This window comes from Erythrobacter donghaensis (assembly GCF_001557325.1).
In the GTDB taxonomy this organism is placed as follows: domain Bacteria; phylum Pseudomonadota; class Alphaproteobacteria; order Sphingomonadales; family Sphingomonadaceae; genus Erythrobacter; species Erythrobacter donghaensis_B.
The window spans coordinates 1-25253 of record NZ_LSJS01000092.1; the positions used below are offsets into that span (position 1 = coordinate 1).

General features: G+C 62.4%; 30 protein-coding genes. 18 read left to right on the forward strand and 12 right to left on the reverse strand.

What is annotated here, in order from left to right; all coding sequences use genetic code 11:
• Positions 1–19: 19 nt before the first annotated feature.
• A complete protein-coding gene (locus tag AX692_RS04645; protein ID WP_073974129.1) occupies positions 20–436 on the reverse strand; it encodes a hypothetical protein in 417 nt (138 codons plus the stop codon).
• 367 nt (positions 437–803) lie between these two features.
• Here AX692_RS04645 and trbB point away from each other — a divergent pair, with 367 nt between their 5' ends.
• The 11 genes from trbB (at position 804) to AX692_RS04700 (ending at position 10339) form a co-directional block, all read left to right on the forward strand.
• Positions 804–1787, forward strand: a complete 984-nt coding sequence (gene trbB / locus AX692_RS04650) for a P-type conjugative transfer ATPase TrbB (protein ID WP_066653380.1) — start codon at positions 804–806, stop codon at positions 1785–1787.
• Positions 1784–2116, forward strand: a complete 333-nt coding sequence (locus AX692_RS04655) for a TrbC/VirB2 family protein (protein ID WP_073977361.1) — start codon at positions 1784–1786, stop codon at positions 2114–2116. Before trbB ends, AX692_RS04655 begins: the two co-directional genes overlap by 4 nt.
• Complete coding sequence (locus AX692_RS04660; protein WP_073974130.1) at positions 2116–2391, forward strand: VirB3 family type IV secretion system protein; 276 nt, start codon at positions 2116–2118, stop codon at positions 2389–2391. Before AX692_RS04655 ends, AX692_RS04660 begins: the two co-directional genes overlap by 1 nt.
• Positions 2392–2395: 4 nt before the next feature.
• Positions 2396–4873: a conjugal transfer protein TrbE gene (trbE, locus tag AX692_RS04665; RefSeq protein WP_073974131.1), complete on the forward strand. Its 2478-nt coding sequence runs from the start codon at positions 2396–2398 to the stop codon at positions 4871–4873.
• A 5-nt stretch (positions 4874–4878) separates the two neighbouring features.
• Positions 4879–5637, forward strand: a complete 759-nt coding sequence (gene trbJ / locus AX692_RS04670) for a P-type conjugative transfer protein TrbJ (RefSeq protein WP_066684744.1) — start codon at positions 4879–4881, stop codon at positions 5635–5637.
• Between the two features lie 4 nt (positions 5638–5641).
• Positions 5642–5968, forward strand: a complete 327-nt coding sequence (gene trbK-alt, locus AX692_RS04675; protein ID WP_066653366.1) for a putative entry exclusion protein TrbK-alt — start codon at positions 5642–5644, stop codon at positions 5966–5968.
• A 1-nt stretch (position 5969) separates the two neighbouring features.
• A complete protein-coding gene (gene trbL, locus AX692_RS04680) occupies positions 5970–7295 on the forward strand; it encodes a P-type conjugative transfer protein TrbL (RefSeq protein ID WP_073974132.1) in 1326 nt (441 codons plus the stop codon).
• Between the two features lie 5 nt (positions 7296–7300).
• Positions 7301–7984: a conjugal transfer protein TrbF gene (gene trbF / locus AX692_RS04685; protein ID WP_066653360.1), complete on the forward strand. Its 684-nt coding sequence runs from the start codon at positions 7301–7303 to the stop codon at positions 7982–7984.
• Between the two features lie 134 nt (positions 7985–8118).
• Positions 8119–8946, forward strand: coding sequence for a P-type conjugative transfer protein TrbG (gene trbG / locus AX692_RS04690; protein WP_230959540.1), 828 nt, complete (start codon positions 8119–8121; stop codon positions 8944–8946).
• Positions 8943–10115, forward strand: a complete 1173-nt coding sequence (locus tag AX692_RS04695) for a TrbI/VirB10 family protein (RefSeq protein WP_073974133.1) — start codon at positions 8943–8945, stop codon at positions 10113–10115. Before trbG ends, AX692_RS04695 begins: the two co-directional genes overlap by 4 nt.
• Positions 10112–10339, forward strand: a complete 228-nt coding sequence (locus AX692_RS04700; RefSeq protein WP_066653353.1) for a DUF2274 domain-containing protein — start codon at positions 10112–10114, stop codon at positions 10337–10339. The genes AX692_RS04695 and AX692_RS04700 overlap by 4 nt, the downstream gene beginning before the upstream one ends.
• On the opposite strand, the gene AX692_RS04705 is transcribed toward AX692_RS04700, so the two are convergent.
• Together AX692_RS04705 and AX692_RS18815 are read right to left on the reverse strand one after the other, a co-directional pair.
• Positions 10327–11220: a LysR family transcriptional regulator gene (locus AX692_RS04705; protein ID WP_066653350.1), complete on the reverse strand. Its 894-nt coding sequence runs from the start codon at positions 11218–11220 to the stop codon at positions 10327–10329. The two genes, AX692_RS04700 and AX692_RS04705, sit on opposite strands and share 13 nt — an antisense overlap.
• Before the next feature lie 332 nt (positions 11221–11552).
• Positions 11553–12503 (reverse strand): AraC family transcriptional regulator, encoded by a 951-nt coding sequence (locus AX692_RS18815; RefSeq protein ID WP_081095132.1) that lies wholly within the window; start codon positions 12501–12503, stop codon positions 11553–11555.
• Positions 12504–12604: 101 nt separating this feature from the next.
• Here AX692_RS18815 and AX692_RS04715 point away from each other — a divergent pair, with 101 nt between their 5' ends.
• Positions 12605–13162, forward strand: a complete 558-nt coding sequence (locus tag AX692_RS04715) for a cytochrome P460 family protein (protein WP_066528270.1) — start codon at positions 12605–12607, stop codon at positions 13160–13162.
• Positions 13163–13449: 287 nt separating this feature from the next.
• Here AX692_RS04715 and AX692_RS04720 read toward each other — a convergent pair whose 3' ends face one another.
• On the reverse strand, positions 13450–13821 hold the full coding sequence (locus AX692_RS04720) for an SPW repeat domain-containing protein (protein ID WP_072378596.1): 372 nt from the start codon (positions 13819–13821) through the stop codon (positions 13450–13452).
• A gap of 69 nt (positions 13822–13890) precedes the next feature.
• On the reverse strand, positions 13891–14436 hold the full coding sequence (locus AX692_RS04725) for a carboxymuconolactone decarboxylase family protein (RefSeq protein ID WP_073974135.1): 546 nt from the start codon (positions 14434–14436) through the stop codon (positions 13891–13893).
• Between the two features lie 95 nt (positions 14437–14531).
• Between AX692_RS04725 and AX692_RS04730 the strand changes: the two genes are divergently transcribed.
• A complete protein-coding gene (locus tag AX692_RS04730) occupies positions 14532–15344 on the forward strand; it encodes an AraC family transcriptional regulator (protein ID WP_058456591.1) in 813 nt (270 codons plus the stop codon).
• 866 nt (positions 15345–16210) lie between these two features.
• Here the strand turns inward: AX692_RS04730 and AX692_RS18820 are convergent.
• The 5 genes from AX692_RS18820 to AX692_RS18830 all read right to left on the reverse strand — a co-directional run bounded on the left by AX692_RS18820 (position 16211) and on the right by AX692_RS18830 (position 18907).
• Positions 16211–16789: a uracil-DNA glycosylase family protein gene (locus AX692_RS18820; protein ID WP_318254616.1), complete on the reverse strand. Its 579-nt coding sequence runs from the start codon at positions 16787–16789 to the stop codon at positions 16211–16213.
• Between the two features lie 31 nt (positions 16790–16820).
• A complete protein-coding gene (locus tag AX692_RS18825; RefSeq protein WP_066649002.1) occupies positions 16821–17234 on the reverse strand; it encodes a c-type cytochrome in 414 nt (137 codons plus the stop codon).
• A gap of 1 nt (position 17235) precedes the next feature.
• Positions 17236–17829: a ferritin-like domain-containing protein gene (locus tag AX692_RS04735; protein ID WP_081095133.1), complete on the reverse strand. Its 594-nt coding sequence runs from the start codon at positions 17827–17829 to the stop codon at positions 17236–17238.
• 87 nt (positions 17830–17916) lie between these two features.
• On the reverse strand, positions 17917–18273 hold the full coding sequence (locus AX692_RS04740; protein ID WP_066528266.1) for a nuclear transport factor 2 family protein: 357 nt from the start codon (positions 18271–18273) through the stop codon (positions 17917–17919).
• 112 nt (positions 18274–18385) lie between these two features.
• On the reverse strand, positions 18386–18907 hold the full coding sequence (locus tag AX692_RS18830; protein WP_081095134.1) for a carboxymuconolactone decarboxylase family protein: 522 nt from the start codon (positions 18905–18907) through the stop codon (positions 18386–18388).
• A gap of 185 nt (positions 18908–19092) precedes the next feature.
• Between AX692_RS18830 and AX692_RS04745 the strand changes: the two genes are divergently transcribed.
• Positions 19093–20028, forward strand: coding sequence for an AraC family transcriptional regulator (locus tag AX692_RS04745; protein WP_073974136.1), 936 nt, complete (start codon positions 19093–19095; stop codon positions 20026–20028).
• Between the two features lie 209 nt (positions 20029–20237).
• On the opposite strand, the gene AX692_RS04750 is transcribed toward AX692_RS04745, so the two are convergent.
• Complete coding sequence (locus AX692_RS04750) at positions 20238–20768, reverse strand: helix-turn-helix transcriptional regulator (RefSeq protein ID WP_066684765.1); 531 nt, start codon at positions 20766–20768, stop codon at positions 20238–20240.
• Positions 20769–21159: 391 nt separating this feature from the next.
• On the reverse strand, positions 21160–22404 hold the full coding sequence (locus tag AX692_RS04755; RefSeq protein WP_081095136.1) for a tyrosine-type recombinase/integrase: 1245 nt from the start codon (positions 22402–22404) through the stop codon (positions 21160–21162).
• A 319-nt stretch (positions 22405–22723) separates the two neighbouring features.
• Here AX692_RS04755 and ribB point away from each other — a divergent pair, with 319 nt between their 5' ends.
• From ribB to AX692_RS04770, 4 genes are all read left to right on the forward strand, one after another.
• A complete protein-coding gene (gene ribB, locus AX692_RS04760; RefSeq protein ID WP_073974137.1) occupies positions 22724–23971 on the forward strand; it encodes a 3,4-dihydroxy-2-butanone-4-phosphate synthase in 1248 nt (415 codons plus the stop codon).
• Positions 23972–23975: 4 nt separating this feature from the next.
• On the forward strand, positions 23976–24395 hold the full coding sequence (gene ribH, locus AX692_RS04765; protein ID WP_073974138.1) for a 6,7-dimethyl-8-ribityllumazine synthase: 420 nt from the start codon (positions 23976–23978) through the stop codon (positions 24393–24395).
• Between the two features lie 166 nt (positions 24396–24561).
• Positions 24562–24726, forward strand: a complete 165-nt coding sequence (locus AX692_RS19495) for a hypothetical protein (protein WP_155644818.1) — start codon at positions 24562–24564, stop codon at positions 24724–24726.
• Positions 24727–24878: 152 nt separating this feature from the next.
• On the forward strand, positions 24879–25253 hold a 375-nt coding region (locus AX692_RS04770), incomplete at its 3' end, for a MarR family transcriptional regulator (RefSeq protein WP_196491766.1).

The following is a 25253-nucleotide window of genomic DNA, read 5'->3' on the forward strand; positions in this document are numbered from 1 at the left end:
GCTAAAGAGCGCTCGCTACCTACCCGCGCAAGGCGGCCCCCGCCGGATGGATACGCGACTGCGCGCGATCGATCGGTTGCGCGCGAGACCATTTGGGAAAGATAGCGTGTTTGCGCGCGCGCTCGACGAGGTTGTGCAACGTGTCGCTCGATTGCCCCGCCAGCCGTAATCGAAGCGCGAGTTCGACCGCGCCGAGCGCCTGGATTTCGGCATTCACCAATAGATCATAATCGAAATAGGCATAGATGACGAGATTGCGCGCACGGTCGAATGCATCCCGCACCTCGCCCGGCGCGGTGCCGCGCAGCGTGACGGACGCGACGGCGGCGTGGTGCGCGGGCAGGTCGATCGGACGAGCGCCGTCGCCGTCGACGACGACAAGTCCTGCATAGCGAGCGTCCGCCGTGAGAATCTGATCAACTCTTTTGAATGCCATAGACCAACCGCTTCGTTGCCGCCCAAGTATAGCTTGTTACCGCGGCAGGCGTCACCAAATCTCCTGCCCGCTGCGCGCGCGCAAAGCGCCAGTTGATCGCGTCGGTGCACATGCCTCCGCCGACTTACTTGCCAAGATGCTTGCCTTATGAGCGGAGGGCCGCGTAGCCCCTCCACAGCTTAAAAGCCGACTTTCCGGATTGTCCAATCAAGCGGTCATTTGAGGCTCATACTACGCTAGCCTTTCTGCCTTTCCGCTAAGATACGCCGCCCGCAACTCGCTGTTGCATTCACCCGCTTTGATGTCTCTTTGATCTGCCTCACGAGCGCAGCCGATGATTGGTTGCCTCGCCGACACGAGGCAATTCATGAGCGTCATCCCCATCCAGTCGCAAGCATCGTCGCGCGGAGCGCGCATGCTGCGCACTGCGCTCGGGCCGGAGATTGCCGCCTGGCTTGAAGATGCCTCGGTCATCGAGGTCATGCTCAATCCCGATGGACGGCTGTGGATCGACCGGCTCGGAGCCGGGATCGCCGATACGGGGAGCGGGATGTGTGCTGCCGATGGCGAGCGGATCATCCGCTTGGTGGCGCATCATGTCGGAGCCGAGGTTCATGCCAAGGCGCCGCGGGTGTCGGCGGAGCTTCCCGATACGGGTGAGCGCTTCGAAGGTCTGCTGCCGCCGGTGGTGGCAGCGCCGAGCTTCGCGATCCGCAAGCCCGCCGTCGCGGTGTTCACGCTCGCAGATTACGTTGCAGCGAACATCATGTCTGCATGGCAGGCCGACGCGCTGGTTCGCACCGTTGCGGCCCGGAAGAACATCTTGGTCGCTGGCGGCACGTCGACCGGCAAGACCACCCTCACCAACGCGCTGCTGGCCGAAGTCGCCAAGACCGACGACCGCGTGGTCCTGATCGAGGACACGCGCGAACTGCAATGCGCAGCGCCCAACCTTGTCTCGCTGCGCACCAAAGACGGCGTGGTCACGCTCTCCGACCTGGTTCGCTCGGCCCTGCGCCTGCGGCCCGACCGCATCCCGATCGGCGAGGTGCGCGGAGCCGAAGCGCTCGACCTACTCAAAGCCTGGGGCACCGGCCATCCCGGAGGCGTCGGCACGATCCACGCAGGATCGGCGCTTGGGGTCCTGCGGCGCATGGAGCAGCTGATCCAGGAAAGCGTCGTCACTGTGCCGCGCGCGCTGATCGCCGAGACCATTGATGTGATCGCCGTCCTGGTCCGCGACGGGACCGGACGGCGGCTCGCCGAACTCGCTGAGGTCACCGGGCTCGATGATCGCGGCGACTACCAGATCCTACCAATCACACCCCCAGCCACAGGAGTTTCATCGTGATCCGCACCCTATCGCGCGCCCGTGCCCGCCTCTCCGCTGCCATGCTCGGCGGCTTCGTTGCTCTTGCCATTACGGGCCCTGCCCATGCGGCGGGCTCATCGATGCCGTGGGAGGCGCCGCTCCAGTCGATCCTCGAGTCCATCCAGGGCCCCGTCGCCAAGATCGTCGCGGTGATGATCATCATTGCGACTGGTCTAGCACTCGCTTTCGGCGACACCTCGGGCGGGGCGCGACGGATGATCCAGATCGTGTTCGGCCTGTCGATCGCCTTTGCCGCCTCATCCTTCTTCCTGTCGTTCTTCTCGTTCGGCGGCGGGGCTCTCGTCTGATGGAGACCGCGGCGCCAGAAGCCGTGCCGGGCTTTGTCGTTCCGGTTCACCGCGCGCTGACCGAGCATATCCTGCTTGGTGGCGCACCGCGCGGGCTGGCGATCACCAATGCGACGCTGGCCGCCGCGATCGGGCTTGGCCTGCGCCTGTGGATCGCCGGCGTGGTGATCTTCGCGCTGGGCCACATGGTCTCGGTCTGGGCGGCGCGGCGCGATCCGCAATTCGTCGATGTCGCGCGACGGCATCTGTGCTTCCCCACTTTCCTGAGGGTCTGATCCCATGCTTTCGCTTCGCGAATACCGGAACAAGGCCGACCGGCTTGCCGACTTCCTGCCCTGGGCTGCGCTGGTCGCACCCGGCGTCGTGCTCAACAAGGACGGTAGCTTTCAGCGCTCGGCCCGCTTTCGCGGTCCCGATCTCGACAGCGCGACGCCCGCAGAACTGATCGCGACGACCGCGCGCCTGAACAGCGCGCTGCGGCGACTGGGTTCAGGCTGGGCCATCTTCGTCGAGGCAGTGCGCCGCCCGGCGCTGGACTACCCCGACAGCGACTTTCCCGATCCCGCTTCTGCGCTAATCGAGCGCGAACGCGCCGCGCAGTTTGCCGAGGAAGGCGCCCATTTCGAAAGCCGCTATTTCCTGACCCTGCTGTGGATGCCGCCCGCCGAAGACGCGGCCCGCGCCGAAAGCTGGCTCTACGAGGGCAAGGCCGAAAAGGGCATCAATCCCAAAGAACTGCTCGACCTCTTCGTCGACCGCACCGAGCGCCTGCTGCGCCTGATCGATGGCTTTGTGCCCGAGGTCGCGTGGCTCGATGACGGTGAGACGCTGACATACCTGCACAGTTGCGTTTCCACCCGCAGTCACCGCGTCCGCGTTCCCGAGATCCCGATGCATCTGGACGCGCTGCTGGCCGATCAGCCGTTAACTGGCGGGCTCGAGCCGCGCCTCGGTCGCGCGCATCTGCGCACGCTGACCGTGGTCGGCTTTCCCAGCAGCACCTTCCCGGGTCTGCTCGACGAGCTCAACCGGCTCGCCTTCGCCTATCGCTGGTCGACCCGCGCAGTCATGCTCGACAAGATCGACGCCACAAAGCTGACCGCCAAGATCCGCCGGCAATGGTTCGCCAAGCGCAAGTCGGTTGCAAGCATCCTCAAGGAGGTGATGACCAACGAGGCTTCGACGCTGCTCGACAGCGATGCCTCGAACAAGGCCGCCGATGCCGATGCCGCGCTGCAGGAGCTCGGATCGGATTTTGTCGGCCAGGCCTATGTCACCGCGACGGTGACGGTGTGGGACGAGGATCCGGCGCTGGCTGCGGAGAAGCTGCGTCTGGTCGAAAAGGTCATCCAGGGCCGCGACTTTACCGTGATCGTCGAAGGCATGAACGCGGTCGAGGCCTGGCTCGGATCGCTCCCCGGCCATGTCTACGCCAATGTCCGGCAACCGCCGATCTCCACATTGAACCTTGCCCACATGATCCCCCTGTCTGCCGTGTGGGCCGGGCCGGAACGGGACGATCACTTCAACGCCGCCCCATTATTCTATGCGCGGACCGAAGGCTCGACCCCATTCCGGTTTTCGCTCCATGTTGGCGACGTCGGGCACACTCTGATCGTCGGCCCGACCGGGGCCGGCAAGTCGGTGCTGCTCGCGCTGATGGCGCTGCAGTTTCAGCGCTATGATCGCGCCCAGGTCTTTGCCTTCGATTTCGGCGGCTCTATCCGGGCAGCGGCGCTCGCATGCGGTGGGGACTGGCAGGACCTCGGCAATTCGTTGACCGGTTCCGGCCTGGCTGAGGACAGCACTGGCACGGTGCTGTTGCAACCGCTGGCCCGGATCGACGAACCGGCGGAGCGCAATTGGGCGGCCGAATGGCTCCAGGCGATCCTTACCGCTCAAGGCGTAACGGTTGATCCCGCTACCAAGGAGCATCTCTGGTCGGCGCTGACCTCGCTCGCCACCGCGCCCATGACCGAGCGCACGCTCACCGGGTTGGCCGTCCTGCTCCAATCGCAGGCCTTGAAGCAGGCGCTGGCGCCCTATTGCATTGGCGGGCCGTTCGGGCGGCTGCTCGATGCCGAGAGCGAACGTCTGGGCGAGGCCAGCTTTCAGGCCTTCGAAACCGAAGGACTGACGGGCTCGGCCGCAGCCCCTGCCGTGCTGTCCTATCTGTTCCACCGCATCGAAGGCCGGCTCGACGGCTCGCCGACGATGATCATCATCGACGAGGGCTGGCTTGTCCTCGACAGCCCGGCCTTTGCCGCACAACTGCGTGAATGGCTCAAGACGCTGCGCAAGAAGAATGCGAGCGTGGTGTTTGCGACCCAGAGCCTCGCCGACATCGAAAGCTCGGCGATCGCGCCTGCCATCATCGAGAGCTGCCCCACCCGCATCTTCCTCCCCAACGAACGTGCGGTCGAACCACAAATATTGGCGATCTATCGGCGCTTCGGCCTCAATGACCGGCAGATCGAGATCATCGCGCGGGCGACGCCCAAGCGCGACTATTACTGTCAGTCGGCGCGCGGCAACCGATTGTTCGAACTTGGCCTGGGCGAAGTCGCGCTCGCCTTCACTGCCACCTCATCAAAGGCCGACCAGCTCGCGATCGATGCGATCACGGGCGTGCACGGCTGCGCCGACTTTGCTCCGCGCTGGCTGCGCCATCGCGGTCTGGCCTGGGCAGCCGAGCTACTGCCCGGCCCTTCGCCCCTTCCCCAGCCCGGTCCCCGGTTGGACCAACCCCAGGAGTAGTGCCCATGAAACGCCATAGACTCGCCTCGATGCTCGCTGCCGGTGCAGCCGTCCTCTCGGTCAGCGTCAGCGCCATGCAGCCGACGGCCGCCAGCGCCCAGATCGGCGGCGTGGTGTTCGACCCGCGCAACTATGCCCAGAACATCCTGACCGCCGCGCGCACGCTCGAGCAGATCAACAACCAGATCCGGCAGCTCCAGAACCAGGCCACCTCGCTCGTCAACGAGGCGCGCAACCTGCAATCGCTGCCACTCACCGTGCTCGAACCGCTGCAGGCGCAGATCCGGCGGACCCAGGCCTTGCTCGGGCAGGCGCAGCGCGTGGCTTACGACGTCCGTCAGATCGAACGCGAGTTCCAGAACAACTATCGCGCGGGCTCGATGACCGGGCCGCAGCGCGAGCTGGTCCAGGGTGCTGAAGCCCGGTGGCAGAACAGCGTCGGCGCGTTCGAGGATGCCCTACGGGTTCAAGCCGGCGTGGTTGGCAATATCGACGGCACGCGCGCCGCCGTCGACAGCCTCGTTGGCTCAAGTCAGTCGGCAACCGGCGCGCTTCAGGCCGCCCAGGCTGGCAATCAGCTACTGGCAGTGCAGGCGCAGCAACTCGCGGACCTGACCGCCACGGTCGCCTCGCTCGCGCGCGCACAATCGCTCGACGCCGCTGCGCAAGCGACCGCCAAGGCGCAGGCACGCGAACAGCTGCGCCGCTTCCTCGGCGATCGCCGGCCCTATGTTCCGGGCAATGCCCGGCTGTTCGGGAACTGAGGCGATGGACAGCAAGCTCTTTGCGCGGATTGGGTCCAGCGCCTTCGTCGCCATTGCCATCACCATGGCCATGCTCGAATTGCGCGAAGAGCCTGCGCCGCCGCCAAGCGCTCCGATAGCTGCGGCGGATGTATCCGGAGACGGTGCAAAGGCCACCCTTGGCTATTGCTCAAGACTGGGCATTGAGGCGGCATCGGTCGATATCTGCACCGCAGCCTGGGCAGAGGAACGCCGCCGGTTCCTGGGGCAAGCCGAGCGTGATGCGGCGGTCGTGCCCCCTGTGGCTGACAACAGCGGGGATCCCACCCTCGATATGGCGGGGGATCGCTGACATGGGTGGCACCGGCGTCGTCGACCGCTTCCTCGACATCTTTTCGCGCTACATTGACAGCGGGTTCGGCCTTCTGGGCGGCGAAGTCGCCTTCATCGCGACCACGCTGATCGTCATCGACGTCACGCTGGCAGCGCTGTTCTGGTCATGGGGCGAGCAGGACGACATTCTTGCCCGCCTCGTCAAGAAGACCCTGTTTGTCGGGATCTTCGCCTACATCATCGGCAACTGGAACAGCCTCGCACGCATCGTGTTCGAGAGTTTCGCCGGGCTTGGCCTCAAGGCCAGTGGCACCGGGTTTACGGCTGCCGAACTGTTACAGCCAGGAAGGGTCGCGCAAGTGGGGCTCGATGCCGCCTATCCCTTGCTGGAATCGATCTCCGAGCTGCTCGGCTTTGTCAGCTTCTTCGAGAATTTCCTGCAGATCGTGATCCTGCTGGTCGCCTGGGCGATCGTCATCATCGCCTTCTTTATTCTATCGATTCAGCTGTTCATCACGCTCATCGAGTTCAAGCTGGCCACGCTCTGCGGCTTCGTGCTGATCCCGTTCGGCCTGTTCGGCAAGACCGCGTTCATGGCCGAGCGGGTGCTCGGGAATGTCGTCTCGTCCGGAATCAAGGTGCTGGTGCTCGCGGTGATCGTCGGGATCGGATCGACCATCTTCACCGAGTTCACCAGCGCAATCTCGGGTGAGCCAACCATCGAAGATGCGCTTTCGATCATGCTCGCCAGCCTGTCGCTGCTCGGCCTCGGCATTTTCGGTCCCGGCATCGCCAATGGCATCGTCTCGGGTGGTCCGCAGCTTGGCGCCGGCGCTGCCGCCGGCACCGCGCTGCTCGCGGGCGGCGCTGCCGCAGGCGCTGTCGCCGGCGCGAAACTGGCGGGCGGCGCGGTCGCCAGTGCTGCCTCCAATGTCGCGCAAGGGACGTCGCGCGCCGCAGGCGGCGCGACCATGGCTTACGCCCTCGGCTCTGCCGGCAAGTCGGGCGGCGCAGCGGTGGCAAGCGGCGCGCGTGCCGTCGGCGAATATGCCGCCAGCGCTGCAACATCGCCGCTGAGGAAGGCCGGTGACGGCGTGAAGCAATCGTTCCGCGAAGGCAGCCGCGACGCCATCACCAAGACCGGCGGCAGCATCACGCCCGGACCTAACACGCCGCCGCCATCGCCGCCTGCGCCGTCAGATACCGGTGCCGACCAGCCAGCCTGGGCCAAGGCGATGAAGGACCGGCAGACGATTTCCCACGGCGCGAGCATCGCCGCGCACACACTCAAATCGGGCGACAGCCACGGCGGCGGCGCGTCGATCGACACTTCAGAAAAGGACTGACGCACATGTTCCGACGACCTTCGATCCGCTACGGCAAGACGCCCGAACCGGAGACGCCCTACCAACGCGCAGCCCAAGTCTGGGACGAGCGCATCGGCTCGGCGCGGATACAGGCGCGAAGCTGGCGCTATGCCTTTTTCGGCGCGCTCGGTCTGTCCGCCTGTCTCACTGCGGGGATCGTCTGGCAGGGTTCACAGGGCTCGATCATTCCATGGGTGGTGCAGGTCGACAAGCTTGGCGAAGCCCAGGCCGTCGCCCCTGCGGTCAGCGACTTTAACCCAAGCGACCCGCAGATCGCCTTCCACCTGGCGCGGTTTATCGAACAGGTGCGCAGCATTCCCGACGATCCGATCATTGTCCGCCAAAACTGGCTGCGCGCCTATGACTTTGTCACCGACCGCGGCGCATTGGTGCTCAACGATTATGCCCGGACCAACGATCCCTTCGCGGCTGTAGGCCGCGAACAGGTCGGGATCGATGTCACCAGCGTCATCCGCGCCTCGCCGGCCAGCTTTCGCGTTGCCTGGGTCGAACGCCGCTACCGCGATGGTAGCCTTGCCGAGACCAGTCGCTGGACCGCGATCCTGACGATCACCGTCCAGACCCCGCGCACCCCCGATGCCCTGCGCAAGAATCCGCTCGGCATCTTCGTCAATGCCATCAACTGGTCAAAGGAACTTGGCTCATGATCTCGCCCATTCACGGTCGCCTTGCGGTCACCCTCTTGCCCGTTCTGCTTGGAACAACCGCCTGTCCGGCTTCAGCACAGATGGTGGCCCTAGAACCGGCGCAAGTGGTCATCGATTCGGGGACCAGCGCAACAATGCAGACGCAATCCGAATCGCGGCGAGCCCCCTCCCCCGCCGCGCGCCGCTCCCAACCTTCCTTGCCCCGGGATCGGGTGGGAGCGGCAAACGCCGCCGCGCGCGTGCAACCCGAGGGCGAGCAGTTCATCAACGCGATCCAGAACTACGCCTGGGCGCCCGGCGCGCTCTATCAGGTCTATACCGCGCCGGGACAGGTGACCGACATTGCGCTGCAGGAAGGCGAGCAGCTGGTTGGCGCCGGACCTGTCGCTGCCGGCGATACCGTGCGCTGGCTGATCGGCGACACCGTAAGCGGACGCGGGGCCAGCGCCCGTGTCCACATTCTGGTCAAGCCGGTCCGCTCCGATATCACAACAAACCTCGTCATCAATACCGACCGGCGCACCTATCATATCGAGCTGCGCGCCAATCCGTCGGTCTACATGGCGTCGGTCTCCTGGACCTATCCGCAGGACGAGTTGATCGCCTTGCAGCAGGCGCAGGAAGCCGAGAGGCGCGCAGCACCAATTGCTGCCAATATTCCGGTCGAGGCGCTCAATTTTGCCTACCGTCTGTCGGGCGATCGGCCTGCGTGGCGACCGGTGCGCGTGTTCGATGACGGGCGGCAGACTTTCATCGAGTTTCCCGAAAGCGTTTCGCAAGGTCAGATGCCGCCGCTGTTCGGGCTTGGCGAAGGCAATCAGGCCGAGCTCCTCAACTACCGCGTGTCAGGCCGCTTCATGGTCGTCGACCGGCTGCTCGAGCGCGCCGAACTGCGCCTTGGCGACCGCCGTTCGCAGCAGCGCGTCGAGATCCGCAAGGAACGCCGGAGGACGCCGTCATGAGCGACGAAGCTGCTCCAACGCCAGAAGAGGCGGTCAAGCTGCGCGGAGATCCGCCGCGCGTCATGCGGCTGTCGCGCAAGGCCATCGGCATCGCGTCGGCTTGCGGCTTTGCCCTTGTCGGCGGTGCGTTGATCTATGCCCTGCAGCCCGCGAGCCGGGCCGAGCGCGAGGAGCTGCTCAACACCGAAGGCGCGGCGCGGCCCGATGCATTGGCCGATGCCCCTCGCGACTATGGTGATGTCCCCAAGCTGGGCCCGCCCCTGCCCGGCGATCTCGGCGCGCCGATCCTGGCGGCACAACAGCGCGGCGATGTCGCCGAGCTCCCACCGATCGGCGCTGCGCCGCCCACTGGTCCTGCGCCAACGCCTGCGCAAACGGCAGCCGAGACCGAACGACAGCGGCTTATGCAGGAACGCAGCGCCGCTCGCGAAAGCCGCCTGTTCTTTGGTGGCGGTGCGGGGGCAGCTGCTGTCGGTGACGGATCGGAAGTTGCCGATCCCGGCGGTGGGCCGCCGGTGCCGCAACTTGCAGCAGAGGCTCAGCGTCCCGCCTTTGCCGACCGCCCCGCCGAGCGCCGGACGGTATCAGCGAGTCGGATCGAGCCACCTGCGGGCACCTATGTCTTGCAGGCGGGCAGTATCATTCCTGCTGCCCTCATCACCGGGATTCGCTCCGATCTTCCAGGTCAGGTCACCGCGCAGGTCACCGAGCCAGTCTATGACAGCGTCACCGGCCGCATCCTGCTCATCCCCCAGGGATCGCGACTGATCGGCGACTATAATGCCGACGTGTCCTTCGGCCAGCGCCGGGTCCAACTCACATGGAACCGCCTGATCTTGCCCGATGGCCGGTCGATTGTGCTGGAACGCCAACCCGGCGGGGACCCATCCGGCTTTGCCGGGCTGCAAGACGGCGTGGACTTCCATTGGGGCGGCGTTCTGCGGGCAGCACTGGTCTCGACTCTGCTGGGTGTTGGCGGCGAGCTTGGCGCTGGCAATGACGACAATCTCACCCGCGCGCTGCGCCGCGGCTCGCAGGACAGCATCGACCGCGCGGGCGAACAGGTGGTCAGCCGCGAGCTCGACGTACGGCCGACACTGACGATCCGTCCGGGTTTTCCTGTGCGCGTGCTGGTGACCCGTGACCTCGTACTGGGAGGCGGATCGTGACTCGATTGAAATTGGCCGATCTGGCCGACGAAAAGCCGGTCAAGGTAACCATCGAGCTGTCGTCCCGCCTTCACCGCGAACTGCTCGCCTATGGCTTGGCGATCAACGGCGGCGATACCAAAGATGCTCCATCACCTGAACGACTGATCCCGCCGATGATCGAGCGTTTCATTGCGACCGACCGGTCCTTCGCCAAATTGCGGCGCTCGGGTCAGGCCGGGTAGCGTTCGCTGATCAAATCGAAGAAACGCTTCAGCGCCGGATTGTCGTTTTCTTCGCGCCAGTAGAAAGCATAGTCGAGCCGCGCAGGGCCGCCCTGATCCATGATTTCGAGGAACGTTAGTTCCGGCCAATGCACTCCGATCGAGGCTTCGGTGGCCAGCGTGATGTACCGGCCAAACGGTACCGTGCTCAGAACACTTTCGAGGCTTGTGTCTTGCATGATCAGGTGCGCACGATAGCCCTGATCCGACAATCGGCGCTTCAACGTGCGCGCCATCGCCGGGCCCACGCCCTGACTGGGCAGCACAAAAACCTGGCGGCGCAAATCGCTCCAGTGAATCCGGTCTGATGTGGCCAGTTGATGGTCTTTCGGCAAAGCCACCAGCAAACGCTCCGACCAAGCCGAGCGCCGGAGGATGCCGGCGTCGTGCGCGTCCGACGGCATCAGAGCCACGTCAATAATCCGTGCCTTCAGGTCACTGAACATACGCTCGGGATCCGACTCGATCCCGTCAAACTGAATGTCGGGGTGACGCCGCATATATTCGCCAATGGTCGCGCGCATGTTGCCGGCCATCAGGGACGCACAAAAGCCGACCGCGATCCTGCCCTCTTCGCCATAGCTGACCGCGCGGGCTGTCGTCTGAAGATTGTCGATATCGGTGAGAATGCGCCGGGCAACACTCAGAAACGCCTTGCCTTGTTCGGTCGGTATCGCGCCGCGCGTGCTGCGTTCAAAGAGCTTGATCCCGAGACGCGCCTCCAAGGTGGCTATTCGTCTGCTCAACGTCGACTGCTTGATGCGCATTGCTTCGGCGGCGCGTGAGAAATTCTGGGCATCGGCGGTGGCTACTGCAAATCTGAGCTGACGCACTTCAATCATAAGGCTTTGCGACCCTTATCTTCGCCTCCGTGCTTCGCGCTATCACCAATAGCCCGAAGCCCTAGCTTCCCAAATCCAGTCTAAATCCAGCGACAAACAACCGCTGCGCGATGCTAGGCTGCGGACCGATAAAATTACGGGAATATAACGCAACCGCCGATTTTTCATCAGGCCGTTACTTCACAATTGCCCCCGGATATTCATATAGTGAGGCAAGCGACTAGGCGAACACCTATGCTCGCGTTTCGCTACCATATTTTCAAAATTTATATTATATGCCTCCGCCAAAATGAATAAAGCAACACCTCAGCCGCAGGAGCCCAATCTATGCGTCAAACGCCTGATTCTTGAGAGCGCGCCTGATATGCAGCCGGGTTAACGCCGAACCGCGTGGTAAAGGCACGCGAAAAGCTGCTCAGGCTCGCATAGCCCACGCCGCGCGCGACCTGCTCGACAGATGCGCGGCTATGCAGCAGCCGGTCTGCCGCAGCGAGCAAGCGCAGTTCGCGCAGCACTGTGGCGGGAGGGTGCCCGAACGACGCCCGGAACCGCTTGATGAAGGCTGACCGACTTAAGCATGCCAGCTGCGCCAGAGACATCACACTGTGTGCCGCACCGGGCTCATGCACCATGGCGCTAAAGGCGCGCATCACCTGCTCATCGCTAACCAGATCAAGCGAACCAAGCCAACTCTGCTGTTCGGCGAGCCCGCGCCGCAACAGTATCACCAAAACCTGGCGCAGCATCGCTGCGGCCATCGTCCGGCCGCCCGTGTTGTTCCCACTGAGTTCGGTGCGGATCAATGGCATCAGACTGCCGACACTATCTTTGCCGGAATGCTCCACCACCGGTGCATCAAGCGCACCGAATAAGTCGCGATCGCCAGCCTGTATTGCACGGAAATGGCCGCAGACGATCTTCAGCGCTGGCTCGTCACTTCCTGCCTGCCAGCGCTTCAGTGTGGGTTGTCCAAGGTCGATGGTTACCGCGACCACACCTCCACAACCTGTCCGTGCCTCTGGAGTAGACCGCGCCTGGATGCGGTAAGGGGTGTCCCGCGGGGTAACAAGCAGCGTTTCCGGGCCGAAGGGAACAGGCGCGCCCGACCCTAACACCAGTTCACCTTCGCCATGCAACACATAGTGAAGACCTGATGCCGGGGTGGCTGAAAAGGCCAACGCCCAAGCGGGGGCAATGAAGCATTCGGAAAAAGCGATCGGCTCGACACGCAGTTGATCGAACAGCGCATCAAGGTCGATTCGCGACAAGAGACGTTTGGACAAGAGAAAGAGCCCTTCTGCACAAATATTTGATCTACATGGCTTTCATCATGAAGAGACAAGCATTGCGTTAGCGAATGCCTACGTCAACAGGGAGATATCTCATGCACATTCCGAAGGGTTCGCTGCTGTTTGCAGCCTCGGCGCTTTTGTTGGCCGGGTGTAGCGAGGCGACCGAAACGAGAGCGGAAAATAGCGGCGCTGACGCCGCAGGCACCTTGCGCGTACCTGCCGATTATCGTGATACCTATCAATATCTCGGCACTTGGGCTGTGGCGGCCGATGGCACACCCGGATCAAAGGAGATGCATATCGTCTATGCCTCGCCCGGTGCTGCAGCCGGGCATCGCGCTACCGGCACGTTCGCGGACGGCACGACGCTAGTAAAAGAGGTGTTCGAGGCGACGACGGGACCAATGACAACGGGCACTGTCAGCCATACGAAAGCCTTGAAAGGCTGGTTCGTTATGGTGAAGGACAGCAAGAACAGCCATCCCGACAACAAGTTGTGGGGCGACGGCTGGGGCTGGGCATGGTTTGATCAGGGCGCCCCGACCAAGACGAAATCGACCGATTACAAGACCGATTGTCTGACTTGCCACTTGCCAGCCAATGCGACTGACTCGATTTATGTCGATGGCTATCCGGTGCTCAAGAAATAAGCGGAGCGGTGCCTCTGTTGGGATCCGCACACCGCCTCGCCTTGCGACAAGCGGGCCCGCTTTCACGGGCTCAACGCTGTTGGCTGATTCTGCAAAGGTCAGAATAGTGAGGAATTGAGTTCCGTACCCGTAATTTTTCTGCCGACTAAATCATGGCGCTGAGGGCGTTGGGCTATGGCTCAGGTCGTGGAGCGCCAAACTCCAGACGTGGCAAACCCTGCATGCCGTGATCGGGGCATGCAGGGTGGCATTGTTGATAACAACTCTTGTGTCCTTGATAGACGTGCTCAGGCAGCGGCGTTCTTTCGGCCTGATTGGTTGGCTCGCGAGGTACAGGTAACCACCGCGATCACGCCAGCTGCCATAACCGGGTAGTAGATCGAAGCCAGAGCGGTGAAGCCAAGCAAGAATGGCGCGGCAATGAAGGCTACTCCTGCGGCAAGATCGAGCAACAAGTGTGCATCGAACGACACCAGCTTGACCGCACCGAATGCATAGTCAGTGAGCAGGCTGTAGGCAATCAAGCCCGCCCCACCGGCAACAGAGAGCCAAAGCTCAATACCCTCAAAGCCGAGCAGGAATGGCAGCGCAATAAGGGCGGCAGCGGCGACATAGTCAAGCACGCCATGCAGCGCAGGGGTAAGGAATTGCAGTTTCATGGCAAGGGTTCCCTATGGAAGTGGTTGAGGAGCGGGCCGATGTCCTGCACCGGCCCGCACGCATTATGATCAGGCCGCAACCGCCACATCGACGACCGGGAAATCGATCTTGGTCTGGGCGACGTTGTTCATGAAGTTGGTCAGAACATTGTGCGCGACGTTACCGACGATTTCGACGATGCGGGCGTCGTCGAGGCCAGCAAGGCGGGCTGCTGACAGATCGCTGTCGGTCACGTGACCGCGTGTTTCAACGATGCGCAAGGCAAGCGTCGCGATCGCATCGTCGAGGGGATCTTGACCCTTGCCCAGACGGGCGGCGCGGATAGCCTCTGGTGAAAGGCCGGCACCCTTGCCCATCAGCGTATGCGCTGACAGGCAATAGTGGCAGCCGTTGTACTGGGCGACGGCAAGCGCAACGATCGCCCGCTGTGCAGCGGTCAACACACCACTTCCCAGTGAATCTGCGAAGCCGAGGTTGCCATTCAGCACGGCAGGTGCCTGGGCAAAGGTCGCATAGAGGTTCGGGACCATGCCAATCTTCGCCTTGACAGCGCCGAGGGTGGCCTGGACGCCGGTGTCGGCAGTGGCGAGTTCTACGGGGTTGATGCGGGGCATTTGCGTTTCCTCTGTTGGTCAGTGCGGGCTTGCACAACGCCTCTATCGGCTGTTATCGGTGCAGATTGGTGCCAACTTCATTGCAGATCGTTCACATGGACATCTTTGCCGCTCTCTTTGCCCACACTGCCCCGAGCGCCCGGACATTCTTTACCGGCAACTTGTGTACGACCGCGCAATTTGCCGATTGCGGCTACCTCCACCTTCTCAAGAGCGGCGCGTTGACGCTGAGCCGATCTGGCGAGGCCGATCTCATTCTGAACGAACCAACGCTGCTCTTCTTCCCGCGCGGACAGGCGCACCGGTTCACTGGCGCTGCGGAAGGCGGGGCTGATCTGGTCTGCGCGAAGGTCGATCTGGGCGGCGATAATGGCAACCCGATTGGCGAAGGACTGCCCGACCTTGTCATCCTGCCGCTGGCCGAGAACCCGACGCTGGGGCCCGCCTGCGATCTTCTGCTTGTCGAAGGATTTGGCGACAATAATGGGCGTCAGGCCGCCATCGACCATTTGTTCGACTATCTCTTGATCCTGGTAGTGCGTCATGTTGTCGCCAGTGGCCTGGTGAATGATGGTGTGCTGGGCGGCCTTGCCGATCCGCGATTGGCCAAGGCGCTGACGGCGATGCACGAACAGCCAAGGCATTCGTGGACTCTTGATGATCTGGCAGAGGTGGCCGGCATGTCGCGCACCCGTTTTGCCACGCATTTTCGCGCCTGCGTTGGGCGGACGCCGATCGACTATCTGACCCGGTGGCGAATGACGATTGCGCGTGACCTTCTTGCCGCAGGCAAGCCGGTCAAGACCGTGGCCGACAGCGTCGGATATGATAGTGCCGCAGCCTTCTCACGGGTGTTCGCTCGCGTCACGGGCGAAGCACCGCGCCAAGTGAAGCAGAGATTAAGGTAACATGATCAGTTGGTAGATATGGATGCGGCAGTGAACGCGAGACCGCCTGGACATGGATCGCGCGGCGGCATGGCTGAATGCTGGGCTAGGATGCAAGCTGCGGTACCCAACACCAGCATTGCGCGCGCGTTCGATTGAGCGAGCACCTTCCGCCTTGGCCGATCAGTATCGCTGATAGGACCGCATGCCGGAAAGACGGATCGAACTAGGACATAAATGGGGATCATTGGATATGGCGCTCAGACGGGACGGAGGCGCGTTATGACCCCGAATGGTGCATCGCTGGGCTCGAAAACATTGCTGTGCGTCCCAATCAGGGCACATTGCACTGTGCGTTGACGCCGTGAACCTAGCCAACCGGCTTTGCCAAATCCAACTCAACAGCCGGTACCTGCTCCATCGTCGCCTTCCTGTCTGACTTATTCGCAGAAGATCCCGTAAAGTGGAGACCCCTCCACCACATTAAATGGGCCCTTTTCCGACCGCTTGTCACTTGCCCATTGGCGGTCGCCTCACTTTGAAAGCCACGGCAACTATGGACGGTAGACACGACTGCATTGGTATGACCTGTTCGATAGCCTCGCGGACGCGGCACCCTGCTGGAAATGAACCCGTCGCCCGACAGCAAACCTGTTTGATCGCCTGCTATCACCGCCGACACACCGGAATGATGCAGCCGTCTTGGTCAACCCAGCGCCAATAACACCGATCCCAGTCATCGCCACTAATTGGAACGACCCGCCAGCCCAGCCCTTCCGCATGGGTAGCCCAGCACCGAACCGAGAAGCCCTCGTTCGCCAAATTGCCCCACGAGGGGATCCAAGCGCCTACCAATGGCTTGGCGGTCGCCTAAAACACTGACAAGCCTACTCGTGTGGGGCAGTGCCTATTCGCATTCCAATTGCATCGCGCAACATTGGCAGAACATTGTGCTCGAACCATGGGTTGCGTTTCATCCAGCCCATACTACGCCAGGATGGATGCGGAAGCGGAAAGTAGTGCGGCAGGTACTCGTGAAATTTACCAACACGTTCAGTCAGCGATTGTTTTTTGTCCTCGACCAAGTAGCGCTGGTGTGCATAGCTTCCAACGAGCAGCGTCAATCGCGCGGGTGGAAGCACGGCCATGACGCGATCATGCCACATTGGTGCACATTCGAGGCGCGGCGGCAAATCGCCACTGCTCCCGGTGCCGGGATAGCAAAAGCCCATCGGCACAAGTGCGACCTGCGCCGGATCGTAAAAAATATCGGGCGTCAGCCCCGTCCACTCGCGCAGCCGCTCGCCGCTTGCGTCATCCCAGGCAGTGCCGCTCTCATGGACCCGCGCGCCGGGCGCCTGACCGATGATGACAATTGTTGAGGTTGCGCTGAACTGAACGATCGGGCGCGGTCCGGCTGGCAGATGCTCAGCGCACAGTGTGCACGCTCGAATGTCTTCCAGCAAGCAGTCTGACGATCTCATAACAGGCGTCCCGCTACCTCCGGTCCACGGACGAGTTTGCGGCAAGATAAGCAATAATGTCGCGCCGTTGCGCGGCGTCGGAGACAGTCGAAAACATTTTCGAGCCTGGCGCCATTTTTTGGGGTCCCTGCAGCCATAAATCGATCCGCGCCGGCGTCCAAACGCCGGTCAATTTCTTGAGTGCCGGAGAATAAGCATAGCCTGGTGCCGTTGCGATCCGACGTCCAATGAGACCGCGGTGCGCCGGGCCGATACGGTTTGCCTCGATGGAATGGCATCCGCCACATTTTGCTCGATAAAGCGCCTGGCCATTTGCGAGATTGCCCACCGCTTGCGCCGGCGCGGCGGTGGGGGCAAACACCAGTCCGGCCCCGGCCAGGATCGCGCAAACCGCGACCCCGGCCTCGATGCGTTTGCGACTTGCCATATCAGCCGAACAGATACGCAGATTTGGGCATCGCGCCGCCCGCCGCGTTGTTGAGAATGGCCCAGTGAACCGCTTCGTCTGTGCTAAGTTGCGCGAAGAGATGTGCCAGCTTGTGGTCCTGCAACGCAGCGATCTGGCCGACATAGGCGTTCGTCGCGCCCTGTTCGAGGCCGGCAGCAAACTTAATGACATCGCCTTCTGACTTGAGCGCGCCGATGTTAAGTGCCGAAATATACTCGGCATCGGTCTTGGGTTCGACAGGCTTTGCACCAGCCGTCGCGATCAGCTTGGCAAGTGAATCGCGGTGCCCCTCGTGATGGCCGAGGAAAACCAACGCAACGTCGAGCACGCCTTTGCTGAGCAGCCCGCTTCCGCCGGCAATGCGATACGCAGCGATACCTTCATGTTCAAGTGCAAGAGCACCCTGCATCACGCCGACATCTGAGCTGACGGTATCGCCGCGGCGCGCTATCTTGCGTGGCGCGGCCAGCAACGGTGCGTCAAGGGTGGCGAGCCCAAACCCAGCCGCGGCAATTCCAGCTGAACGGAACAGGGCACGGCGGGACTGGATGGCAACTTCATTTTCATTGGACATGAGATTTCCCTCTGTTGGAGTAGTAAATTACCCGCGCGCTGTGCGCCGGGATTCAAGTCGAAACGGAGCCAATCGGGTCGCCCGAGATCAGGCCTGGGTGTAGTATTTTTCTGAGACGATCTTGCCGTCCCGCCAGGTGCGCACGAGCGTTTCGTGCCAGATGATCGGGCTGCCATCACCGGCCGTCATCTTGAACGTCCATTCGCTCGCCGAGAAATTGTCCCCGACGGCCTGGCCGTGCAACGTCGCGCTTTCGAAGCTCTTCAGGCTCGCGAAAAAGCCTTCAAGATGTGCGCGCTCTGCAGCCTTCGAAGTGCGGCTTGCGCCATCGGGTTCGATGAATACGCAATTGTCGGCATAGTACTGGTCGATCGACTCAAGGATTCTGCCCTGAGCGGTGAGCGCGTTTGATGCGCTTTCGGCAGCTTCTATTGGATTGGTCATTGGCTTTTCCTTCGGATTGAATGTGATTGAAGACCGAGTTGGGCCGGTTCGCTGGGGGCGGCGAACCGGCCCGTTCGGGTCGCCTAAACAAACAAGGCGCTCCGCGAACGCATCAGCGGGAGATCATTTTCGGTCCCCGCGATATGGTTGAAGTAGTTCGTGAAAATGCTGAGTGTGATGTTCGCGACAGTCTCGACACCGGCCTCATGATCGGAACCGGCGTGGTGAGCGTTGCGAGTTGAGCTGCCGTTGTCTGGCCACGTAGGCGAACGACTTCGCATGCGACGCCCGACAGAGCGGCGGTCTTGGGATATGACGATCTGCCAATCAAATTCCTGGCCATTTCGTCGGACGAAAGACCTGCTCCCTTGCCGCGTCCCGTATGCACCGAAGCGCAATAATCGCACACATTGGCACCGGCGACAGCGAGCGCAATCTGCTTGCGGTTCACATTTGACAGGTTTCGTGCGGCGAGTGCTCCGGCAACTCCAAGATAACCACTGCGCCCGGCCGGTGATTGCGCCATGGTGGCAAGAATATTGGGCATGCCGCCGGTCTGTTTCTTGACCGCATTTAGCAGGTCTTGGGTTTTCGACGGCGCAGACGCGGCATCAGTCTGGGGAATGGTCTCCACGACAAATCTCCGTGCAGTTCCTGGCGAAGGGTTAGCAAGTCCGTCGACGCTTGATTGCGCGTCGGTGGGAGGTAACGCAATGCGGTGGTGTCATTTTGCGACTTCTGGTCAATTCGTTGGGATGACCTGCAACGTTTCGCGAATAGTCTTGTGGACTTAACGAGCGCCGGTGCTAAGCAACCAGCATGACCGATGTACTCAGCGACGTGCTCGACACAGTAGCACTGAAAGCCACAATTTACTTTCGCACCGATTTTTACCCGGCGTTTAATATCGCCGTCCCTAGCTACAGGCGTGCAGCGCGCTTTCACCTAGTGGTACAAGGGACGTGCTACGTCACCCTCGCCGATGGGACGCGCACAAAGTTGCGAGCTGGCGATCTTGCCCTTGTTCCCGGCGGCGCTGGCCATTTGCTGTCGAGCAGCGAAACCGTTGAAGGGCAACCGCTTGGCGATGTCATACAGCAAGCAGGCTTCACCGGCTCGGGGCCGTTCATCGTCGGGAGCGGCGAAGCCGGCGAATCCTGCCAAATGGTATGCGGCCATTTCTCCTTTGCCGATGGTGCAGGCCACCCGTTGCTACGTTCGATACCGGACTTGTTGCATGTTACCGCAGCGGACCGTGCATCACGGCCCATGCTTGACGACGTTCTGCGCCTGCTTGTGCGCCGCATGTTTGAGGGCGAACCGGGAGCCACAGCTAGCGTCAGCCGCCTGTCCGAGGTGCTGTTCATCGAGGCGATACACGCCGGCATCGCGCAGGCGCCCGAAATCAGCCGTTTGATTTCCGCTGTCTACGACCCTCAGATCGGCAAGGCACTCAGCCTCATTCACGGTGATGTCGCCCATGGATGGACTGTCGAAAGCCTAGCGGCGGCCGTGGGGATGTCGCGCAGCCGCTTTGCCGAGCGCTTTCGCGAGCTGGTTGGCAGTGGCCCGATGGCGTATATAGTGGACTGGAGGCTTCAGCGTGCGCTCAACCTACTCGCGGAAAGCAATGTCCCGATAAAGACGGTTGCCAATCGCGTTGGCTATCGCTCGGCTGCCGCTTTCACGCGCGCGTTTTCAGAGCGCTTCGGCTGTTCGCCCAAAGAGCGAAGGATGAGCAGCAACGCAGCGTAGAAGTGGCGAAGCCATCGCGGTCGACCGCATAAACTAATTCTTGCTTTTGCTTAATCAACTCGTCGAGCCTGTTCATGACTTTTAGAATATTGATGTATTTTCCCGAATTCAAACTATTGATAGGCGATCTAATCAGCCGGTGACGAAAGATACGGCAAATGCTGCATCTGAGCAATAGGGTGGTGCATGGGCGTCAGACCTGAATACGCCTAGGGTCCCGCATCCTCGAGCAATTCCAGTCGCCGCGTGAAGTTATCAGGCTCCCCGACATGCAACTCGAGAAAGCGATTGGCCTCTTTGACAATCCGCGCCTCTACCACCGCTTCGCGGTCGATTCTTGCCTGGGCGTGGAGCCACTCGGTGACTTCCAGCCAATCCCAGAGAGGACTGTTGGAGGTGACGCGCGCAACCGGACTGGGGAAGCCCGAGCCCCGTTCCGCCTTGGTATAGAGCGAGATCGCCTGACGGGTGAGGCCTGAGCGCTCGGCAATATCACTGAGGTTCACCAGATAATCCGGCTCGACCCGTTCGATCTTGGCACCCGTTTGGAGTATATCCTTATAAGCGGTTGTAACAGCTTTGGAAAATGACACAGCTTCACGGGCGAACTCGGCGATGATCACGCCCTTCTGGAACGAAAGCGTCGCGTCGTCGCAACCGGCCTCGAAGAAGCGATCTTCGTAGCCGTCCGCCTCGGGATCGAGGCCGGAGGCTACAATGGTGAACTCATGCGTCTTCATCTCACTCACTCCGCTTGCCCGTGCGGGCACCGCGCCACATCCCGTCGTATAGCCTTGGCATGGTTCTCCGCATTACGCGGCGTGCTCCACACCGAGACCATGCAACCGTCCCGGTCAGCCCAAGCGCAGTAGAGCCGCCCCCAGGCGTGGCCACTGATCGGAACGACCCGCCAGCCCAGCGTTTCCGCATGGGCAACAGCCGCTTCAATCTCCTTGTTCGGATGGCGTGGCCTAGCCATTCAACCGACCTCCTTATCGCCATTCCGTTGACAAATGTCAACGGCATTTGCGGTGCTGCTTTGTTGCACTGCCCTGCTGCTCCGCTGCGTTCATCGTGGGCCAAGAGGCGCAGCAAGCCATGGGCTGGAATCAGACCTGGCGTTTCATTGGCCTATGTCGACAGGAGTGACTGCAGCTTCGCGTCCCACGCATCCAGAGCGGTGCGCTTCTCGTCGTCATATTTGTAGCGGTTGTAGATCCCCGCGACCCCTGCCCTTGTTCCGCTGATATGGTTGAGCACGCTTTCTGTAACTTCGACGGGGACCCTCAGCGACTGAAGATGGGTTGCGCCGGTTCGGCGGATATCGTGCAGCCGCCAGTTCGGAACCTCCACCTCTGCTGGGTCACCTCCCTCCTCGACCTGCTTCGCCTTCAGATAGGCAATCATGTCTTTGTGGAGCGCCGCCCTTCCCTTGAAGAATCCCGAGACGGGGGTCGTGCCGGTGGTCGTGAATACGAGGCCCTTGCGCTTTGGGCCCAGCAGCTGCAGCTCTGCCAAAGCGAGGCTTGTCAGCGGTATGACATGTTCCTGGTCATTCTTTGCCCGATCGGCCGGCAAGGTCCATCGGCGTGCATCGAGGTCGATTTCGGACCAGTCCATCTCGGCAACTTCCTGACGCCGTTGCATCGTCAGGATCAGCATCCGCACAAAGGGCCCCCAAGGCCATCCGGAATTCTCGGTCGCCCTCCACAAGGCGACGATCTCCTCGTCACTCAGCACCCGACGGCGCGAAGGGACGGCCTTTGGCGCTTTCATCCCGGCCAGCGGCGAGACTTCGATATCCTGTCGGTCGGTCGCCCAGTTGAATAGCTTGCGCAGCAGCGAGTGGATCTCCTTGCGCCGCGCCGGGCGATCGGAATACTCGTCCAGCACCTTCACGATGTCAGCGCGGGTGATCTCATGGACGGGGCGATTGCCCCAGCGGGGAATAAACACGTTGTTGATCGTGCAATTCGCCGAGCCCCATGTCCCCCGCCAATTCGGCTTGAGATAGAGCTCGACGAACCTCTCGCTGTACGTCCGAAAGTTCAGTGTCTCCTTTTTACGCTTCGCTTCACGCTTGGCTTCGACCGGGTCGATGCCCTGATAGACTTGGACCAGCAGCCGCTCGGCTTCCTTTCGTGCCGTGGCAGGCGTCCATGGGCTACCAACGGGCCCGATTGTCTTGCGGCGCGCAGGCCCGCCGTCGACACGATATTGGAACACAAAGGACTGTGCTCCTTTTGGCGTGATGCGAAGTCCGAAGCCCTTCAGGCGGGGGTCCCACACGTAAATGTCGCGGTGCGGGTCCGGTATGACAGACTGGATTGTTCGCAATGTGATTGACTGATTCGGCATGATCTGGCGCTCGTCCACGTAATCGCCACGTAATCAGATGTCGGGATTACGATGGCGTAGCGAAGGGTAATCCACGGCGGATTTATTCCAACCGTTTCAAGCCCTTGAGCGTAGTTTGGCGTAGTATTGGAAAGGAACGAAAAGGGTCCAAAGCTCCGCTCTTAATCAGCGGGTCCTAGGTTCGAGCCCTAGTGCGTCCACCATCCTCCAAAAGATAGACATTGCGCAGCGCTGCCAGTGCATCAGCTGGCTCGGGCTGCGACCCGACAATCGCGTCCACTAGGTTTCCGACGCAAAACACGCTTGCGATCACATCACAATGTGTTATGCGTCGCCCATGAGCACATCGATCATCACACGCGTTCGCGCCATCGTGGAAAGCGGGAGCATGACCCGCGCCGGATTGGCCCGTGCGGCCGGCCTCCATGCCAACACCCTGCGCGATGCCGCCGAGCCCGATTGGAATCCCACGGCCGAGACCTTGCATAAGCTCGAAATGTTCCTCGATTCCAACGATGAACGGCCCGTTCTTGCGACCATCGATGAAATCATCGACGAGGCGCGCAACGGCCGGATGTACATTCTTGTCGACGACGAGGACCGCGAGAACGAGGGCGATCTGATCATCCCCGCGCAGATGGCGACGCCCCAGGCGATCAACTTCATGGCCACCCACGGGCGTGGCCTCATCTGCCTCGCGCTCACCAGGGATCGCGTCGACCACTTGGGCCTCACACCGATGAGCCGCAACAACAAGGAATCGATGCAGACCGCCTTCACCATCTCGATCGAGGCGAAGGAAGGCGTGACCACCGGCATTTCCGCGGCGGACCGGGCTCGCACCATCTCGGTCGCGATCGATGCGGCCAAGGGCGCTGACGACCTCGTCACGCCGGGCCACGTCTTCCCGCTGATGGCGCGTGATGGCGGCACGCTGGTGCGCGCCGGGCACACCGAGGCGGCGGTCGACATCTCGCGCCTCGCCGGCCTCAACCCGAGCGGCGTGATCTGCGAGATCATGAACGAGGACGGGACCATGGCCCGGCTCGACGATCTCATCAGCTTCGCGCGGCGGCACGATCTCAAGATCGGCACGATCCGCGACCTCATCGCCTACCGGATGCGCCACGACCACCTCGTCGAGCGCCTCTCCGAGCGCGCCTTCACCTCGGACTACGGCGGCCAGTGGCGGATGATCACCTATCGCGACCGCGTGGCGGGCTCGGAGGCCTATGTGCTCCAGAAGGGCCATGTCATCCCCGGCGAGCCCACCCTCGCCCGGGTCCACCCGATATCGGTGTTCGACGACGTGCTGGGCCAGCCCGGCCCGCGCAAGCGCACGCTCCAGCGCGCGATGCAGGCGGTGGGCGAGCACGGCTCGGGCGTGATCGTGATCCTCACCGGCCGGGTCGGCGCTGGCGAATGGCAGGCGGGCGAGGCGCAGCGCAACATCGGCATCGGCTCGCAGATCCTCGCCGACCTCGGCATCTCCGAGATGGTGCTGCTCTCGAACAGCCGCCCCGATCTCGTCGCGCTCGAAGGCTATGGCCTCACCATCACCGACTTCCATCCCATCCCGGAGTAACCCCATGGCCGACATCCTCATCGTCGAAGCGCGCTTCTACGCCCACCTCAACGACATGCTGATCGCCGGCGCGCGCGCCGCGCTCGAAGCCAAGGGCCACAAGGTCGAGGTGCTGACCGTGCCCGGCGCGCTCGAGATCCCCGGCGCGATCGCGCTCGCGGCCGAGGCCGACCGCTATGACGCCTTCGTTGCCATCGGCGTGGTGATCCGCGGCGAAACCTACCACTTCGAGATCGTCGCCGGCGAAAGCGCGCGTGCGATCATGGCGCTGACGATGGACGGGATCGCGATCGGCAACGGCATTCTCACAGTCGAGAACGAGGCCCAGGCGTTGATTCGCGCCGACCCGGCGCAAAAGGACAAGGGCGGCGAGGCGGCCAAGGCGGCGCTCGCGCTGCTCGCGCTTCAGGACCGTTTCGGTTGACCTTTGCAAGCCGGCCCGTCCCGCTCTGGAGCGCTTGGCCGGCTAGGTAGTTTCCCTCTGTAGATTTCCATAGGACATTAACGTGATATCCGCCGCGTCACCGCGGCCGCGCGCACACATCGTGCGGCCACGCGTGGCAGGGTACGCGTCTGATTGGGATCTGATCGTGGAACACTACATACCGACTGCGCCGGGCGACGCCCGCGTGCCTGCGGCCATTGCTGCGCTGGAGCGCGAATTGGCCATTCTCGACGACATCGGCGCGCATATCGCGGGGGCCTATCTCGACGCGGCGATCGACCAGCTGCGGCGCGAACAGGCGCGGCGCTGAAACCTCCTCGCGGCGATAATTTCGTCCACAAAATGAAAGACCTGCGTATTCATCCGTAAAGCAAACCAGAACGGATGTTCTTACATCGAGATCCATAGGCAATGCCCGGAGGGCGAATTTCCCGGGCTCCTGAGGGCGGATCGATGGGCGAGATGAGGCACGACACCGGCCAGATAATCGCAGGCGCTGATCTCGGCGCTGGCGCGGCGGTAGGACAAGGCGATGCCGCGCTGCTGTTCCACCCCCTCGCGGACGAGCTGATGGCGATCGCCGCCCGCCTGCGCGAGGCGGCGGAGGGCAGCGCCACGGCCGAGCCCGCCGATGTGCCCCCCGCCCGCGCTGCCCGCCCGGCCCGCAGCCACCTCGCGCTCGCCCGCAAGGCCTACGCCCTCCGGCGCAAGCGCGCGGCGTTGTTCGGCAATCCCGACCTGTTCGGCGAACCGGCGTGGGACATCCTGCTCGATCTCTACATCGCCGCCGGTGAGGGCAAACCCGTATCGGTCTCGAGCGCCTGCATCGGCTCGGCC

Excerpts from the sequence above, each read along its gene's own strand:
- AX692_RS04645 (WP_073974129.1), bottom strand. The coding sequence starts at position 436 with ATGGCATTCAAAAGAGTTGATCAGATTCTCACGGCGGACGCTCGCTAT.
- trbB (WP_066653380.1), top strand. The coding sequence starts at position 804 with ATGAGCGTCATCCCCATCCAGTCGCAAGCATCGTCGCGCGGAGCGCGC.
- AX692_RS04660 (WP_073974130.1), top strand. The coding sequence starts at position 2,116 with ATGGAGACCGCGGCGCCAGAAGCCGTGCCGGGCTTTGTCGTTCCGGTT.
- trbE (WP_073974131.1), top strand. The coding sequence starts at position 2,396 with ATGCTTTCGCTTCGCGAATACCGGAACAAGGCCGACCGGCTTGCCGAC.
- trbJ (WP_066684744.1), top strand. The coding sequence starts at position 4,879 with ATGAAACGCCATAGACTCGCCTCGATGCTCGCTGCCGGTGCAGCCGTC.
- trbK-alt (WP_066653366.1), top strand. The coding sequence starts at position 5,642 with ATGGACAGCAAGCTCTTTGCGCGGATTGGGTCCAGCGCCTTCGTCGCC.
- trbL (WP_073974132.1), top strand. The coding sequence starts at position 5,970 with ATGGGTGGCACCGGCGTCGTCGACCGCTTCCTCGACATCTTTTCGCGC.
- trbF (WP_066653360.1), top strand. The coding sequence starts at position 7,301 with ATGTTCCGACGACCTTCGATCCGCTACGGCAAGACGCCCGAACCGGAG.
- trbG (WP_230959540.1), top strand. The coding sequence starts at position 8,119 with ATGCAGACGCAATCCGAATCGCGGCGAGCCCCCTCCCCCGCCGCGCGC.
- AX692_RS04695 (WP_073974133.1), top strand. The coding sequence starts at position 8,943 with ATGAGCGACGAAGCTGCTCCAACGCCAGAAGAGGCGGTCAAGCTGCGC.
- AX692_RS04705 (WP_066653350.1), bottom strand. The coding sequence starts at position 11,220 with ATGATTGAAGTGCGTCAGCTCAGATTTGCAGTAGCCACCGCCGATGCC.
- AX692_RS04715 (WP_066528270.1), top strand. The coding sequence starts at position 12,605 with ATGCACATTCCGAAGGGTTCGCTGCTGTTTGCAGCCTCGGCGCTTTTG.
- AX692_RS04720 (WP_072378596.1), bottom strand. The coding sequence starts at position 13,821 with ATGAAACTGCAATTCCTTACCCCTGCGCTGCATGGCGTGCTTGACTAT.
- AX692_RS04725 (WP_073974135.1), bottom strand. The coding sequence starts at position 14,436 with ATGCCCCGCATCAACCCCGTAGAACTCGCCACTGCCGACACCGGCGTC.
- AX692_RS04730 (WP_058456591.1), top strand. The coding sequence starts at position 14,532 with ATGGACATCTTTGCCGCTCTCTTTGCCCACACTGCCCCGAGCGCCCGG.
- AX692_RS18825 (WP_066649002.1), bottom strand. The coding sequence starts at position 17,234 with ATGGCAAGTCGCAAACGCATCGAGGCCGGGGTCGCGGTTTGCGCGATC.
- AX692_RS04735 (WP_081095133.1), bottom strand. The coding sequence starts at position 17,829 with ATGTCCAATGAAAATGAAGTTGCCATCCAGTCCCGCCGTGCCCTGTTC.
- AX692_RS04740 (WP_066528266.1), bottom strand. The coding sequence starts at position 18,273 with ATGACCAATCCAATAGAAGCTGCCGAAAGCGCATCAAACGCGCTCACC.
- AX692_RS04745 (WP_073974136.1), top strand. The coding sequence starts at position 19,093 with ATGACCGATGTACTCAGCGACGTGCTCGACACAGTAGCACTGAAAGCC.
- AX692_RS04750 (WP_066684765.1), bottom strand. The coding sequence starts at position 20,768 with ATGAAGACGCATGAGTTCACCATTGTAGCCTCCGGCCTCGATCCCGAG.
- ribB (WP_073974137.1), top strand. The coding sequence starts at position 22,724 with ATGAGCACATCGATCATCACACGCGTTCGCGCCATCGTGGAAAGCGGG.
- ribH (WP_073974138.1), top strand. The coding sequence starts at position 23,976 with ATGGCCGACATCCTCATCGTCGAAGCGCGCTTCTACGCCCACCTCAAC.